The sequence below is a fragment of the Erythrobacteraceae bacterium WH01K genome (assembly GCA_027941995.1).
In the GTDB taxonomy this organism is placed as follows: domain Bacteria; phylum Pseudomonadota; class Alphaproteobacteria; order Sphingomonadales; family Sphingomonadaceae; genus CAJXSN01.
The window spans coordinates 1103548-1119028 of sequence record CP115966.1 but is presented as its reverse complement, the minus strand read 5'-3'; the positions used below and the strand labels follow the sequence as shown (position 1 = coordinate 1119028).

Here is a 15481-nt window from a genome sequence, read left to right as displayed (position 1 = left end):
GACAGGGCAACAATCGAAGAAGGGGCATCCGGGTAACCGGGTGCCCCTTTTCCTTTTCCGCTCGGCCCGTTACACTGGAACCTAACGCGCTCTACCTCCGTTCCATTGGAAAGGAGTTGAAAATGCGTCATTTGTTAATGGGCGTTGCAGCAATCGCGATGGCCGCTTCGGCCACCTACGCGAACCCCGGGAAGGGGAATGACAACGGCAACGGCAACGGCAAAGGAAAGCCCGCTGCGGCGGCTAACGGTAATGGTGGCGGCAATGCTGCAAGGTCGAATGCCGGACCGTCGGCACGTGGCAATGCATCGCAGGGGCAGGCGGCCAATCATCCGGCACGAAGCGATGCGCGACCGAAGACCAACCGTGGCAACGGCAATGGTAATGGCAATGCCGCCAATGCTGCGCAGCGCTTCCTCCGGGCGAACCCTGGCTCCATTAATGGGAACGGTAACGGCAACGGAGATGGCAATTCGAACACAATCAAGCGTGTCGTCGGGGGCCAGGGTTCAGGCGTTCTGCGTACAGCCGACCGCGACGTCCGCAGAAATGGCCTCTCGATCCTTGGCGGGACGAGCAGCCTCCTCGACGGGTGTCCTCCGGGCATCGCTGCAAAGCGCAACGGTTGCCAACCGCCTGGTCAGGCAAAGCAGAACAGCTACAGCCCCCTCGCTTCCCTGCTGGGGATCGGGGACCGGACTAACGGACGGTATTACTACGACAACGGCTACCTGCTGCGCTCCGGCGGGAGCGGAGTCGATGCCTGGCTACCCCTCCTCGGCGGCGCGCTGACGATCGGGTCGCAGTGGCCGGGCGGTTACAACAGTCGCCGCCTGCCGGGATATTATGAAACCTATTACAACTTGGGCGGCCGCGATTCCTATCGGTATGCCGACAACATCGTCTACCGTGTAGACCCGGAAACGGAGGCCATTCGTTCGGTCGCAGCACTTTTGACCGGTGATGACTTCGTCGTCGGGCAGAGAATACCTAGCGGGTACGATGTGTACAACGTCCCACGATCCTACCGTGACCAGTATTACGATCGTCCGGACCGCTTGTATCGTTATTCCGACGGTTACGTGTACCAGGTCGACCCGGAGACACGGATGATCGCCGCGGCGATCGAGCTTCTGGTATGAGCACTTCGTTCCCAGCCCGTAAGCGGGCCACCATGATCGCGCTGGCGGCAAGCATCTCTCTTGCCGTCGCAGCCTGCTCTTCGTCCGATGACGATAGTTCCACGCTCACTACGGAGGAAGCATCGGAGAAGACCGTCGCCGCGCTGCTTGGCGGTGACGACCGCTTTTCCGCCATATCGGAAGTCCTGACCGACACCGGGGTCGCCGATGCCTTCGACGGCGCGGGAGCCTACACGGTCCTGGCCCCGGAAAACGATGCTCTGGGCGCCTTGTCCGGTGGCGACGATGCGGTAGCTGGGCAGGAACCTCGGGTGCTCCTGATCGCGCTCCTGCGCCAGCATATTCTGCCCGGCGAAGTGACGCCTACGTCCATCCGCGAGGCTATCGAGGCCTCCGGCGGAAGCGTCGAAATGCGCAATCTCGCCGGCGGTCTCGTGACTTTTTCGCTCGACGGTGACGCCATCGTCATCGGCGGCGAGGGAGAAACGTCGACACGCATCGCCGGCGACACGATGATCGGCAGCAATGGCGCGGTCATACCGGTGGAGGGCCCCCTCGCGTCGCTTTCCGAAAGCGAATAAGCCGCGCCACTCCAGTTTGGATCAGTAGTCGCGGCTGATTTCCGCGACTGCGCTTTCCCTTCCAATACTGGAGACCGCTGCCAGCAGTGACAGCCAGCTGGTTACGCGGAACTCCAGTTCGGTCGCGGTATAGCCGCGTCCGTCCGTAATCAGTTCGACATAGAAACGGCGCCCGAAATTCTTGCCCAGCGCGACACCCGTGCCGCGGTTCAAGGCGGGATCTGCACCGACAATGCGCAGGCGGTCGAGCCCGATAGCCGTCCGCAACTGGTTGATCGGGTCCAGCCCGCCGCCGCCGCCGCGCAAGGATGCAAGCGCCGCACCCAGTTGCACCGCGTCCGTTGCCGACAGGTCGGTGACGGACCCGCCAAACAGCAGCCTTGCAAGGATTTCCTCTTCCGGCAGCGCGGGGGTCGAACTGAAGCTGATGTCAGGATTCTGACCGTTGCCCTGCACCGACACCTCGACATCGATACCGTTGTCCTGCGTTTCCGCGATGATGTCGATCTGCGGGTCGATCGGCCCGTTTTCATCGAACTCGATGCGGCCGCGAGTCAGTTCGAAACGGGTGCCGGCAAAGCTGTAGAAGCCACGCACGACACGCGCCTCGCCACCGATGCGCGGATCGTCGGTCGTGCCGCGCAGGCGAATATCGGCGCTCCATTCGCTGTCCAGCCCCATGCCGTCGACATCGACCCTGCTCGGCGCAACGGCATTGATGAGGTAGCGCCACGGCGCGCCCGACGGTGTCGGCGGCGCGATATCGAACGGCAGGTTGATTTCCTCGGTCGGGATTTCCGGCAGACTGACATCCTCGTCGGCCACGCCGAATGCCCAGCTGGCCCGGTTTACCGTCACGCGGCCGGCAATCGTGCCGCCCACACCGTCGGAGACGATCCGCAACGGCCCGGTCAGCGTAGCGCTGAGCCCGCGTGCATCCAGCAGACGCGCGTTACTGGCCGCGACCCTGATATCCATCTCCGGCCCACGGCCCGCGCCCAGATTGGCAAGATCGACATATCCGCTGCCCGAAACAGAGCCGCCATTGGCGGCCGTGCCGCTGAAGCGCGTCAGGCGAAGGCGCGAACCCGCAAAGTTGCCGCGGACGCTGACGTCGCGGATATCGGTCCCCGAAAGCGCGCTCTGCACCCGGAGGCTGTCGCTGGCGAGGGATCCGCTCAATTGCGGATTCGCCAGCGTGCCTGTCACGTTGGCCGCGACCGAGGCCGGGCCGGTGAAGTCGAATGCGTCGATCGCGGCGAGGCGCCACAGGGCAGCCGCCGGCCCCCGATACCGCAGTTCCGCGAGGAGGTCGCCCGCCTGCAGGCGCGAAACCAGGTCACCGCTTTGGGGCAGGTTGCTGACAAGCATCTGCACCCGGCCCCGCTGGCCGCCTTCGTCGTCGAGAACTGCGCGCGCTTCCAGCCGTTCTGCCGTCAGCCTGCCGACAAGGGACAGGTCTATGGGCCGCGAGGCGAGGACGAGGCCCGAGCGGGTCAGCCCGTCGACCGACACGCGTGCTTCACCGCTGGGAAGTCCGCCTGCCGGGGCGTCGTAGACGACCGTGCCGGAAATCGTGCCGCCCAGCCCCAATTCGTCGAGCACGATGTCGGTCAGGGTCAGCGGCATCCGGTCGAGCGCGAGATTGACCCGCGTCCGGCTGCCGCCGAATTCGGCCTCTACCTGCGTGGTGCCGCCGGCAAAATCGACCTGCGTCGGCGCCAGTTGCCAGCCATCGCCGGTGCTGGTCAGGACCGCGCGGCGCGGCATCGAAATCCGCTCTCCGGCATATTCGCCGCGCGCGGCGACGCTGATGCGTTCCGGGGCGACCTGCGCATTCAGTTGCAGTGCGAAGCGACTGTCACGCCGTCCGCTGACCGATGCGGTTATTTCGCCCAGTCCGCCGCGAAGCTGCGCATTGGCCGCTAGTCGCCCGATGAAGAGCGACCCGTAGCTGACACCTTGCGCTGTGATCATCGCATCGGCGGTGGTCCCGGGATCGGAAATGCCGCCGGCAAAGACCCCGCTCCCCTGGATACTGCCCTGCGCGATCACCAGCGGCGTTTCCCCGCCGAAGCGTGCATTGCTGGCTTCGAGGTCGACAGTGAAGCCCTGCCCGCCGCCGCGCGGGGCCAGGGCGATCGTTCCATCGACGCCTCCGCCGACCAGGGCGAGATCGCCCGATATACCGCCATCGCCCAGGGCAAGCGCACCCGTCACTTCCGTTTCCGCCACGGTCAGGCGTTCGATCGCGATGCGGGTCGGGCCGTCGGCAGGCGAGACGAGGCCGAGGACACCGTCGAATGCGCCCAGCATCGATTGCCCTTGCGTTTCGATGGCGAAACCTTCTTCGGTCGGCGACAGAGCGACGCGCACGTCGCGCAATCCTGCGGCCGGAAGCGGCTCTGCGAAAACGAGGATAGCCTCCGGCCCGCGCCCGGTCAGCGCGGCCTCGACCGTGAAGGCGCCGTATTGCGTGTGCCGCCCGGTGCCCGCGACCGATGTTTCCCCGTCATTGACCCGACCGTCCAGCACCAGGTCGAGATCGCGCGAATCGAGGCGCACCTGCCGGAAGGTGATCGGGCCTGCGCTGGTCAACGTGACGCCGCCTGCCAGGTCGAGCCGTGGTCCGGCAAGGTTGGCAATCGTATCGTTCGTGACGACCGGCACGGCGGCATCGAAATCGGAAGTCAGCGTCCAGCTGCCATCGCCGCTATAGGCGAAATCGATGCGGCCCCCGCCGTTTACGATGCCCAGAGTCTCGATCGGAACGCGGTTGATGGCCGCCGGGCCGCGCAGGCGGACGGACTGGGTCGCCAGATTGGCATTGAGGCTGAAGCGCGCATCTGCACCGGGGAAGGATATGTCGAGCCTGTCGGAGGCCAGCGTATCGCCCGAATAGACGAGATTGCCTGCAATCGTCCCGTCGGTCAGGCGCGGATCGGCCATCTCGTTGCCGGTCAGGATGCGTCCGACGGACAATTGGAGAGGGAGAACGAAGCGGCCGTTGGCGTAAGTCGCCTCGCCGGTTTGTGCCACGTCCGCCAGTTCGACCGCGCCGGCCACGATGCGGCTGGCGCTGAGCGAGTGACGAATGCTCAGATTGGCAAGCGGCCCGTTGAGCTGTCCTTCGATCCGGGCATCTTCCAGCGTCGCCGTGTCGCCCAGCAGGTCGCTGTCCGTCAGCACCGCTTCGAAATCGAAACCGTCGAAAGCCGCCTGCGCCAGGTCGACCATGCCGCTTCCGTTCGCCCGCACGCCGGCGCCCGTCAGGGAGAACGCCCCGTCCAGCGTGCGGCGTTCGGTATCCAGGAGGTCCGCAAGATCGGCAACTGCGCCGATCCGGACTCTTTCGCCCAGCGCTTGTGCCGGGATGCCGACCAGGAACGATCCCGGATTGGCGATGCCGGACAAGCTGGCGCGTTCGCCGCGCTTCAGGATGCGGAAGGCGCCGATCCTGTCGCCGCCGCGCGAGGCGAGCGCATAGCCGGTCCAGTCGTCCATCGTCCCGCGGCCACGGATGCGCGCATCATATGCTCCGTCGAGGCCGGCGAGCGCCGTCAGCGGTCCGCCATCGGTCGCTTCGACGTCGAGCGACAACTGGAACGGCGCGTCCGTCTTGTAATTGAGGTCGAGTGCGAACCGGTCGTCGCCAACCGTCCCACTGCCGCGCGCCATGGCCCGGCCGTCGTCCAGTACCACCGTGCCATCCAGTGCCAGCAGCAGGTCTTCCTGCGTCAGCGTACCGGCCGGGATCAGGAAATCCGTGATCGTCAGCTGTTCGATACCGAGATCGATCTGGGGTATCGGGTCGCTCCCGGTATCGGGGCTTTCACGGTCGGACAGGAAGCGCAGTTCGCCGCCTGCGATATCGACATCGCGCAGGCGAAGCTGCGCCTCGTCCATCTCGCTGTTGTAGCCGACGAACCGCTGCATTCGTTCGCTGAGGCGCCCGAAGACGAGACCCGGAACGCTCGTCCGGAGATAACGCAGGAGATCGGCATCCACGGTCGTGCGTTCGAGGTATATCTCCATCCGCCGTGGCCCGCGCCGCCCCGGTATGATTTCTCCATCCTGCGACAGGACGGGATCGTAAGTGGTAATCGTCGTCCCGACCAGCGTGGGCCGGCCGTAAACGCTGCCCTCGATATCCTCGACATCGATACGCAGAGTGTCGCCGATAAACCGGTCGTCAAGCTGGTCACGGATGAAACCGCTACCCTGCTCCGTGCCGAGAAACGCCACGAGCAATGCGAGTGCAAGAAGCAGGAACGCAGCGATGCCCAGCAAGACCCGCTTCCAGTGTCGCAGAAAATGCCGGGAACGGCCCGTCTGGTTGCCCGTGTCCGGTGCCGCCTCCACGTGCTCTTCGGACATGGTGTCGCCCTGCTCCTCGCCCGCCATCAGAACGCCTGTCCCAGCGAGACGTAGACGGCTACGGGGTTATCGTCCGGGCCGGGGTTCAGCGGGACGCCCACGTCGAAGCGGATCGGGCCGAAGCCGGTGTGATACCGAACACCCACGCCGACGCCGATGCGGAACTCGTCGAAGTCCGGGGTCAGCCCGGTGCCGACCGTTCCGGCATCCACGAACGGCACGACCGATACCGCACCATCCAGCAACCCTGTGCGGATCCGGGCCTCTGCCGCCACTTCCAGCACCGAGCGACCACCGCTCGGTTCGCCATTGGCATCGCGCGGCCCGATCTCGCGGAAGCCGTATCCGCGCACCGAGCCGCCACCACCGGCATAATAGCGGCGCGACGGCGCGATGTTCTGCAGATCGGTGCCCGGGATCGCGCCGTAGGCGGCACGGCCCGCCAGCACGACTTTTTCCGTGACCTGCTGGTAATAAGACGCATCGGCGCGCCCGCGCAGGTAGAAGCTCTGGGTCCCGTTGTTGCGCGACACCTCGGGAGAGAAACGGCCCGACAGGCGGAACCCTTCGACCGGGTCGAGCAGGTCGTTGGTGGTGTCGATCTGCGCGTAAAGCGGAAGTGCGGCGACGAAGAACGTCTCGCGCGGCTGTGCGACACCATCGACCGAAGGCGGACGTTCCTGCGTCGCGACAAGCTCCACGCCTGCGCTCCAACTGAGCGGTTTCTGGAACAGCAGAGTCGATACGCGCTCATACGTGGCCAGCAGGGCCGCCGTGCGCGCCTCGAAGGCCGGGCTGTCGATCGTGCTGGCATAGGCATCGATATTCAGGATGCGGTCGCGCCCGCCAAAATTGTTACGCCGGAAGCTGATGCCTGCAAGCTGTTCCTGCGTGCCGGCGATGCCGCGCACCCGCACCATGCCTTCCGGCGGGAAGAAATTGCGATGCTCCCAGCTTGCCTCGACCCGGAAGCCTTCTTCCGAACCATAACCGATTGCCCCGGCGATCGTGCGCAGTTCCGCCTCGGTCAGGCCGACGTCCAGTTCGACCTCGCCCGGCTGGTCGCCGCGCGGCGGGGTAACCTCGCGCGGGGTCACGGTGACGGAGGAGACGAGGCCGGTTGCCGTGATGGCCCGCCTCAGGTCGAGCTCCAGGCTGCGCTTGTAGGTATCGCCGGGATCGAACCGGGCAATCGTCTCCAGATGCTCCGACGACAAGAAATCCGGCTTGTCCGACGTCACCCCTGCGAACACGTATTTGCCGCCCGGTTGCACCGGCATCGTCAGGTCGCCTTCGATCCGCGCATGGTCGATCAGCAGCGACGGGGTTTCGATTACGGCGAAGGGATAACCGGTCTCGCCGAGGGCAGCGTCGAGATCGAATTGCTCTTCCACGATCTTGTCGCTGGACAGGAAATCGCCGGGCTGGATTTCGAAAGCGGCGCGCAGTTCCGCGTAATCGGCCGCCTCGTCCAGCTGCCCCAGGTCGATCGCGCCGAAGCGGTACCGCGTACCCGGGATGACGTCGAACCGCACCTTTGGCGGCGCCTCTGCGGTTCCGTCGCCATCGGCATCGGCGGCGCCGTCTTCCGGGTCGACCACCACGACGGAGCGGACGACCTGGGCATCGTAATAGCCATAGACGCGCAGCATTCGCTGCAGCAGTTCCTCGTCTTCGCGCGCGCGGGCGGTCAGCTGCGCGACATTCCCATCGCCATCGTCATAGGCCTCGATCGTCGACAGCGCCTGGAAGCGATCGAGAAATTCGTCCTGGACCGGGAACAGCGCCCGCTCCTGCGGGAAACTGACGGCGAGCGAATCGGTCAGGTCGATGACCGGGCCCTGCGGCGGGGTGAAAACCGGATCCTCGCCCAGATCGGCAAAGCGGATATCCTCGTCCGGCTCCAGCGCCTCGATCGGACCTATGTCGAGATCGGTCGGCCAGTCGATCGTCATCTGCGGCAATTCGGACAGCGGCGTGTCCGGTTCCGGCGGTGCGAACACCGCGCCGTCCGCACCCTGCGGGATCGGCCCCGATCCGTCGGAGGCCCATTCGTCCGGATTCTCGACCGCGGAATCGGGGATCAGGTCATCCAGGCTTTGCGCATTGGCCGCGACAGGCTGCAGAAACAGTGAAAGCGCCCCCGCCCATGAAGCGGCGAGCGCGATGCGCGAGGTGGCTGCGAATGCGCTAACTGGCGGAAAACAGCGTGACTTCGCCGTCCGTCCGCTCGCGGGAAGTGTCGCCCTCGCGTTCGCGGCGGGGGGCGATGGATGCCTTGATAAGAGCGTCCTGCTCGGCCTCGTCCATGCGTTTCCAGCCGTCGGGACCGAGGGTATCGAGAGGCTTGTAACGGACCTTGTATTCCATCCGGCCGGACCCTTTGACCCAATAACCGAGATAGACGAACGGGAGCCCTTCTGTTGCAGCCCGGCGAATGTGATCGAGGATAATGTAACTGCCAAGACTCGAACGACTTTCATGCTCCGGATCGAAGAAGCTGTAGATCATGGACAGACCGTCGGCCTGACGATCCATCAAACATGCCCCAACCAAACGACCCGGTTCTCCGTCTCGCGACGGCTCCCGATATTCAAGCACATAGCTCGAAACAGGTGTATGCTCCACCATGTCGGCATAGTCCATCTCTTCCATGCTGCTCATCCCGCCATCGGGATGCCGACGGGAGAGGTAGCGGCGCAGGAGATCGAACTGTTCGTCGGTTGCCCAGGGCCGGCATTCGGTGCCGACAAGATCGGAATTGCGCTTGAGGATGCGCTTTTGCGACGATGAAGGGCGGAACTCGTCCGCGACCACGCGCACCGAAACGCATGCCTGGCATCCGGCGCAGCTGGGGCGATAGGCGACGGTCTGGCTGCGGCGGAACCCGATCCGGCCCAGCGCTTCGTTCAGATGTTCCGCGTGCGGTCCCTTGAGCTCGGTGAAAACCTTACGCTCCGTCTTGCCGTCGAGATACGGGCACGGCGCCGGGCTGGTCACGAAAAAGCGGGGGAAGCGAACGGGCGCGGTCACGGGCGAAGGCGTTTGTCCTCTTCATCGGATGCCGCAGGATCGCAGCCCCGATTTCGGGAAGCTTATGTCAAAACCCGCCCGCCGGTAAAAGAGTCTTAACCACGAAACACGGTTACTATTTGGTTAGTTTGCACAATTGTGGAAAATCCGCAGCCTGCTCACGCCAGTTCGACGGGGCTGACCGTGTAACCCTTGTCACGCAGCGATTTCACAAGCTTTTCAAGCTGATCGGCGTCACGCGCCTCGCATTCGATATCCGTGATGAGACCCTTCGCCGGCAGGTTGGTGAAGATCCGCTGGTGATAGATCTCGATGATGTTGACGTTGTGCGCATCGAATTCGCCCATCACCGCGTAGAGAGCGCCGGGGCGGTCCTTCAGCGTGATACGCAGCCGCGCCAGACGCCCCGCCCGCGCGAGATCGCGCAGCAGCACATTGGCGAGCAGACGGGAGTCGATATTTCCTCCGCACAGCACCAGGCCGATCTTGCGGCCCCTGAACCGATCAGGATTGGCAAGGACGGCGGCAAGACCTGCCGCGCCTGCGCCTTCCACCACGGTTTTCTCGATCTGCAGCAGCAGGGACACCGCGTGCTCCAGCGCAGGCTCGTCGACCAGCAAGATCTCGTCCACCCGGTCGGCGATGATCTGCGAGGTGAATTCACCCGGTTCCTTCACCGCGATGCCTTCGGCCAGCGTATCGCCGCCGCATGGCGAAGCCTCGCGCGCGACCTTGTTCCGCATGGAGGGGTAGAGCGCCGCTTCCACCCCGATCACCTGCATTCCGGGCTTCAGCGCACGGGCCACGGTCGACATGCCCGACATCAGGCCGCCGCCCCCGATGGGGGTGACGATGCAATCGAGGTCAGGCGCGTCCTCGAACATTTCGAGCGCTACCGTCCCAGCGCCTGCGGCAACCGCCGGATCGTCGAACGGGTGGACGAACGTCAGGCCGCGTTCTTTCTCGAGCTGGCGGGCAAAGGCATAGGCCTCGTCGAAAGTCTCGCCTTCCAGCAGCACTTCCCCGCCCACGCTCTGCGTCTGCATGATCTTCACCACCGGGGTCGGGCGCGGCATGACGATGGTGACCGGCACGCCCAGGCGGGTGCCGTGATAGGACAGCCCCTGGCTGTGATTACCGGCAGAGGCCGCGATGACGCCGCGCTTGCGCTGTTCCTCGTTAAGCTGGAGCAGTGCGTTCAGAGCCCCTCGCTCCTTGTACGCAGCAGTAAACTGGAGGTTTTCGAATTTCAGCCAGATGTCCGCGCCGGAAATCTCAGACAGGGTGATCGAATGCATCGTCGGCGTCCGCACCACGGCACCGCGAATGCGTGTCGCTGCGGCTTCGACATCGGCGAGGGTCAGCGCGTCGAGGGCGCCTGTGTCCGGCTGGCTTTCGTTCTGGCTCATGGGCAAAGCGCCCTAGGCCCCTCGCTCAGTGATGGCAATCATGTCGCACCCTCGGATGACGCTGCGCCATTCCTCCACCCATGGTCGACGGGCCTACTTGGCAGCGGGCGTGCGACCCCCTAACCCTCTTCGCCGATGAGGGATTCACAAAAAATCGCGTTTTTGGGGCTTGGCGTCATGGGCGGACCGATGGCGGGCCACCTGGCCGCTGCCGGTCACAAGGTCACGGCCTGGAACCGTTCCGACCGGAGGCGGAATGCCTGGGGTGCAGACTATCAGGGCAAGGCCGAAATCGCCGACACCATAGCCTCGGCCGTGGACGGTGCGGACATCGTGCTCGCCTGCGTCGGGAATGACGACGATCTTGCAGAGGTGGTTCTTGCAGATGGCGGGGCACTCGCAGCGCTCGGATCCGGCGCATTGCTCATCGACCATACGACGACGTCGGCCGCCGTGGCCCGCACGGTTGGCGAGGCGGCGGCCAAGCGCGGTATCGGCTTCATCGACGCGCCCGTATCGGGCGGGCAGGCCGGGGCACAAAACGGCAAGCTTGCAGCCATGTGCGGCGGATCGGAAAGCGATTTTACCCGCGCGCGGCCCGTCATGGAGGCCTATTGCGCGCGGATCGTCCATGTCGGCGACGTCGGGGCGGGACAGACGACGAAGATGGCCAACCAGATGTGCATTGCCGGAACCCTGGCAGGCCTGTCGGAAGCCATTCGTCTGTCGCAGGCCAGCGGCCTCGACACGGACAAGGTGCTGGATGCGATAAGCGGCGGCGCGGCGCAGAGCTGGCAGATGGAAAACCGCTGGTCGACCATGGCCGAGGGCGCGTTCGATTTCGGCTTTGCCATCGACTGGATGCGCAAGGATCTGGGCTACGCCCTGGACGAGGCACGGCGCCTCGGCCTGTCGTCGCCCGTTACCGCTCTGGTCGACCAGTTCTACGCAGACATTCAGGCCATGGGCGGCGCGCGGCAGGATACCAGCGCGCTGATCAGGCGCCTCCCCGAAGGAAAGACGACATCATGAACCGCATATCGCTTGCTGCAGCCATACTCGCTGCGACCGCCCTCCCCAGCGCCGCACTGGCCGATGTGCTGATCGACAATGTCGACGGCGTCCGGATCGACGAGGACGGCGAACTCGACCGCTTCACCGGCCTGTGGATCGACGATGACGGGAAAATTGCCGGGGTCCTTGATCGCGGCGACGACCGGCCGAAAACCGATTTCCGCCTCGATGGCGAAGGGCGCGTCATGATGCCGGGCCTGATAGACGCACATCTTCACGTGATGGGCGTGGGCTTCGGCGAGCTGACGCTGGACCTCTCCGACACGAACTCCCTTGCCGAAGCGCAGCGGAAAATTGCCGATTTCGCGCGCGAGAATCCGGGGCGGCCCTGGATACTGGGACGCGGATGGAACCAGGAGAAATGGGGCCTGGGCCGGTTTCCCACCGCTGCCGAACTCGACCAGGTCGTCGCCGATCGCCCGGTCTGGCTCGAACGGGTGGACGGCCATGCAGGATGGGCGAACACCGCCGCATTGAAGGCCGCCGGCGTAACGAAGGCCACGAAGGATGTGGCCGGCGGCAACATCACGCGCCTGCCCTCCGGCGAACCGGCCGGGGTCTTCGTCGATGCAGCCGGCGATCTGGTCGCGCGCGTCGTGCCCGAGCCACGTCCGCGCGACCGCGACGCCGCCCTCGCCAAGGCGCAGGAGAAGCTCCTGTCCTTCGGCATCACGGCAGCGGCCGACATGGGCACCACAATGGAAGACTGGCAGACCATGCGCCGCGCAGGCGATTCCGGCCGCCTCAAGCTGCGGATCATGGCCTATGCCGCCGGTGTCGATGCGATGGAGGCCATAGCAGGCCCCGGCCCGACCCCGTGGCTGTACGACGATCGCCTGCGCCTCGGCGGGGTGAAGCTCTATCTTGACGGAGCGCTCGGCTCGCGGGGCGCGTGGCTGAAGGCGCCCTATGCCGACGATCACGACAATACAGGCCTGCCCCTGCTCGGCCCTGCACAGCTTCGCAACCTTATGAGCCGGGCCGCGATGGACGGCTTCCAGGTTGCCACCCATGCCATCGGCGATGCCGCAAATGCAGAATTGCTGGGCGCGATCGAGGAATTGAGCGAGACCTATACCGGCGATCGCCGGTGGCGGATCGAGCATGCGCAGATCGTCACCCCCGCCGACATTGCCCGCTTCGGCCAGGCCGGTATCATCGCCTCCATGCAGCCGGTTCACCAGACATCCGACCGGCTGATGGCGGAAGCGCGACTGGGGCCCGACCGGCTGGGAGGCGCCTATGCCTGGAGCAGCATCGCGCAGACCGGCGCGCGGCTCGCTTTCGGATCCGACGCTCCCGTCGAATCGCCCGATCCGCAAGCCGGCCTCGCCACGGCCTTCACCCGCGAGGATGCGGAGGGCCAGCCCTTCGGCGGCTGGTTTCCAGCAGAAGCGGTCTCGCGGGAAAACGCTATCAGGGGGTTCACGCAGGACGCTTCTTATGCCGGCTTCGCCGAAGGGCGATTCGGTCGCTTGGTGGAAGGCGAACGGGCAGACTTCTTGTTCGTGGACCGTGATCCCACCCTCGTCACACCTGCGCGGCTGAGGGAAACCCGCGTTCTGGAGACCTGGATCGGGGGGGCGCGGGTTTACGTGCATTCCGGGCAGAACGGCGCCGACTGATGCAGGCGAGCGATACTGGACAACAGTCTGGCGATAATCCGGAACGTCGGGTTTAACTCGATCTTTACAATGGTATGGCGAAGAGGCCCGCAAGCAAACTTGCCAACGGTTCAAACCGATTGATGGGTCGCGACTTCGAATACTCGAATACTTGGAGATATTTATGACGTTCCGTAATATTGCCCTTGCAACTGCAGCGCTGGGCCTGGCCGCAACTCCGGTCATGGCCGAAGCAACGGTCGAGCGTACGCAGCCGGTTGCCGAAACGAACGAACTCGGCGCCTTTGCAGGTGGCAGCACTATTTTCTACGTTCTCGGCCTCGCCGCCGTGGTCGCTGGCATCATCATCATCGCCGACGATGACGATGACGACAGCCTGAGCGCCTAAGCTGCAAAACGCTGAATTTTGAAAGGGCCCGCGACATCGTCGCGGGCCCTTTTGCTTTTCGGTCATTCGAAACGACCCTACCACTCCACAATGTGATGACGTATTTGCGCCATCTGTGGCACTTGCGTCACGGTTCGGCCGATATTGGGGTTGCGTGTTCGCAGCTACGACCTTAGGAATGTGGCGGAATTAATCGATTTTTTTTGGTTCAGGAGACCAACGTTATGAAGCTTCGTACCCTCGCCGCAGCAGCTGCTGCCGTATCCCTTGCTGCCGCTCCGGTCGCCGCAGAAGTTTCGATCGAGCGTGCTGCTCCGGTCGCTGGCGAAAGCGAATTCGGCGGTGAAAGTGCCGGCGGTGGCATCATTCTCGCCGTTCTGGCTGCAGCAGCCGTGATCGGCGGCATCCTCATCGCAGTCGACGACGACGACGATGATGAAGTTCTGAGCGCCTAAGCTCAAACGAACTTTCAAGTTCAAGAGAAGCGGGGCCTCCGGGCTCCGCTTTTTTTGTGCCTGATCGAAACCGGATTCGTCACTCGTAGCGACCTGCGCACTCACCGCGGCCATCGCTGCCGGAGTTCCAAGGTTTGGCGCGGCGACCTTACGAGACCTCAGCCGCCGGCCAACGGGATCATTCGACCTGTGGCTTGTCCGCCCGCGTGTCTTGCGCCGCGTCTTCTTTGGCGCGCCGCTTCTCGCCGATCCGCATCAGCAGAAGCGACCCTTCGAACAGGATATAGAGCGGCAGGGCCAGGATCAGCTGCGACCCCGGATCGGGCGGCGTAACGATGGCGGCCACCGCGACCACCCCGACAATCACATACCGGCGCACTCCGGCAAGCTGCTGACGGCTGACGATGCCGGCCCGGTTCAGCAGCAGCAGCAACACCGGCAACAAGAAACTGATCCCGAAGGCGAGGATGAACTGCATGACGAGGCTGAGGTAATCGCCCGCTGCCGGCAAGGCCTCGATATCGAGCCCGCCGGCTGTCCCCTCGAACCCCAGGAACCACCGGAAAGCCGTCGGCATGACGACGAAATAGGCGAGCGACGCGCCTGCCCCGAACAGGATCGGGGTCGCGAAAAGGAACGGCAGGAAAGCGCGCTTCTCCTTCGCATAAAGGCCCGGTGCGATGAACGCCCACAGCTGATTGGCGATGATCGGGAAGCTGACGCAGAACGCGGCGAACAGCGAAACACGGAGTTCGACGAAGAAAACCTCGTAAAGCTTCGTGTAGATCAGTTTCCCCTCACCCGCCGGAAACGCATCGGTCAGCGGCTTGGCAAGGAACGCGAGGATCTGGTCCGCAAAGTAGAAGCACACCGCGAAGGCGACGGCGAGCGCTGCGACAGCGCGCACAAGCCGCGTCCTGAGTTCGATAAGGTGATCGAGCAGCGGAGCCTGCGTTTCGTCGATATCGCTGAGCGCCACGGCCTATTCGCCCGCCTTGTCCGTCACGCGGCCCGCCCTGTCGGCTGCCTCGGCATCGCTCGAAGTTTCAGGAAGCGACGACGCGGCCTTCTTGCCGGACGCGGACGCCTGCGCCTCGCGCGCCTCGGCAGCGGACAAAGTGCCGGGTTCCTCGTTCACGCCCGTCATTTCCTCATCGGGATATTGCGCCATGATACGGGCGTTCTGTTCGCGCCATTTGCGATCCATGTCCTCCATTTCCGCCTCGCGGACCATGGCATCGATACCAGTGCGGAAACTGCCTGAAATCCTGCGGAACTTCCCGATCCAGCGCCCGGCGGTACGCATGGCGTGCGGCAGCTCCTTCGGACCGATGGCAAAGATCGCCACGATCGCGATGACCAGCAATTCGGGCGCGCCGATATCGAACATGGAAAAG

The 15481-nt window shown here is 64.5% G+C and carries 12 protein-coding genes; 6 read left to right on the top strand and 6 right to left on the bottom strand.

The window, feature by feature from the left end; all coding sequences use genetic code 11:
• Nucleotides 1-122 precede the first annotated feature (122 nt).
• Nucleotides 123-1142, top strand: coding sequence for a hypothetical protein (locus PF049_05505; GenBank protein ID WBY17604.1), 1020 nt, complete (start codon nucleotides 123-125; stop codon nucleotides 1140-1142).
• A complete protein-coding gene (locus tag PF049_05500; GenBank protein WBY17603.1) occupies nucleotides 1139-1723 on the top strand; it encodes a fasciclin domain-containing protein in 585 nt (194 codons plus the stop codon). Before PF049_05505 ends, PF049_05500 begins: the two co-directional genes overlap by 4 nt.
• A gap of 21 nt (nucleotides 1724-1744) precedes the next feature.
• On the opposite strand, the gene PF049_05495 is transcribed toward PF049_05500, so the two are convergent.
• The 4 genes from PF049_05495 to PF049_05480 all read right to left on the bottom strand — a co-directional run bounded on the left by PF049_05495 (nucleotide 1745) and on the right by PF049_05480 (nucleotide 10542).
• Entirely contained in the window at nucleotides 1745-6127 is a 4383-nt protein-coding gene (locus PF049_05495; protein WBY17602.1) for a translocation/assembly module TamB domain-containing protein, read from the bottom strand.
• Entirely contained in the window at nucleotides 6127-8103 is a 1977-nt protein-coding gene (locus tag PF049_05490; GenBank protein ID WBY17601.1) for a BamA/TamA family outer membrane protein, read from the bottom strand. The genes PF049_05495 and PF049_05490 overlap by 1 nt, the downstream gene beginning before the upstream one ends.
• Nucleotides 8104-8290: 187 nt before the next feature.
• A complete protein-coding gene (locus tag PF049_05485) occupies nucleotides 8291-9133 on the bottom strand; it encodes an arginyltransferase (GenBank protein ID WBY17600.1) in 843 nt (280 codons plus the stop codon).
• 158 nt (nucleotides 9134-9291) lie between these two features.
• Nucleotides 9292-10542, bottom strand: a complete 1251-nt coding sequence (locus PF049_05480) for a threonine ammonia-lyase (protein ID WBY17599.1) — start codon at nucleotides 10540-10542, stop codon at nucleotides 9292-9294.
• A 135-nt stretch (nucleotides 10543-10677) separates the two neighbouring features.
• Here PF049_05480 and PF049_05475 point away from each other — a divergent pair, with 135 nt between their 5' ends.
• From PF049_05475 to PF049_05460, 4 genes are all read left to right on the top strand, one after another.
• Nucleotides 10678-11574, top strand: coding sequence for an NAD(P)-dependent oxidoreductase (locus PF049_05475; GenBank protein WBY17598.1), 897 nt, complete (start codon nucleotides 10678-10680; stop codon nucleotides 11572-11574).
• Nucleotides 11571-13241: an amidohydrolase gene (locus tag PF049_05470; GenBank protein WBY17597.1), complete on the top strand. Its 1671-nt coding sequence runs from the start codon at nucleotides 11571-11573 to the stop codon at nucleotides 13239-13241. The genes PF049_05475 and PF049_05470 overlap by 4 nt, the downstream gene beginning before the upstream one ends.
• Nucleotides 13242-13404: 163 nt before the next feature.
• The gene (locus tag PF049_05465; protein WBY17596.1) at nucleotides 13405-13629 is read left to right on the top strand and encodes a hypothetical protein; all 225 of its coding nucleotides are present in this window, start codon (nucleotides 13405-13407) and stop codon (nucleotides 13627-13629) included.
• A 224-nt stretch (nucleotides 13630-13853) separates the two neighbouring features.
• Nucleotides 13854-14084: a hypothetical protein gene (locus PF049_05460; protein WBY17595.1), complete on the top strand. Its 231-nt coding sequence runs from the start codon at nucleotides 13854-13856 to the stop codon at nucleotides 14082-14084.
• 178 nt (nucleotides 14085-14262) lie between these two features.
• On the opposite strand, the gene tatC is transcribed toward PF049_05460, so the two are convergent.
• The gene (gene tatC / locus PF049_05455; GenBank protein ID WBY17594.1) at nucleotides 14263-15063 is read right to left on the bottom strand and encodes a twin-arginine translocase subunit TatC; all 801 of its coding nucleotides are present in this window, start codon (nucleotides 15061-15063) and stop codon (nucleotides 14263-14265) included.
• A 3-nt stretch (nucleotides 15064-15066) separates the two neighbouring features.
• A complete protein-coding gene (gene tatB, locus PF049_05450; GenBank protein ID WBY17593.1) occupies nucleotides 15067-15474 on the bottom strand; it encodes a Sec-independent protein translocase protein TatB in 408 nt (135 codons plus the stop codon).
• Between the last annotated feature and the right edge of the window lie 7 nt (nucleotides 15475-15481).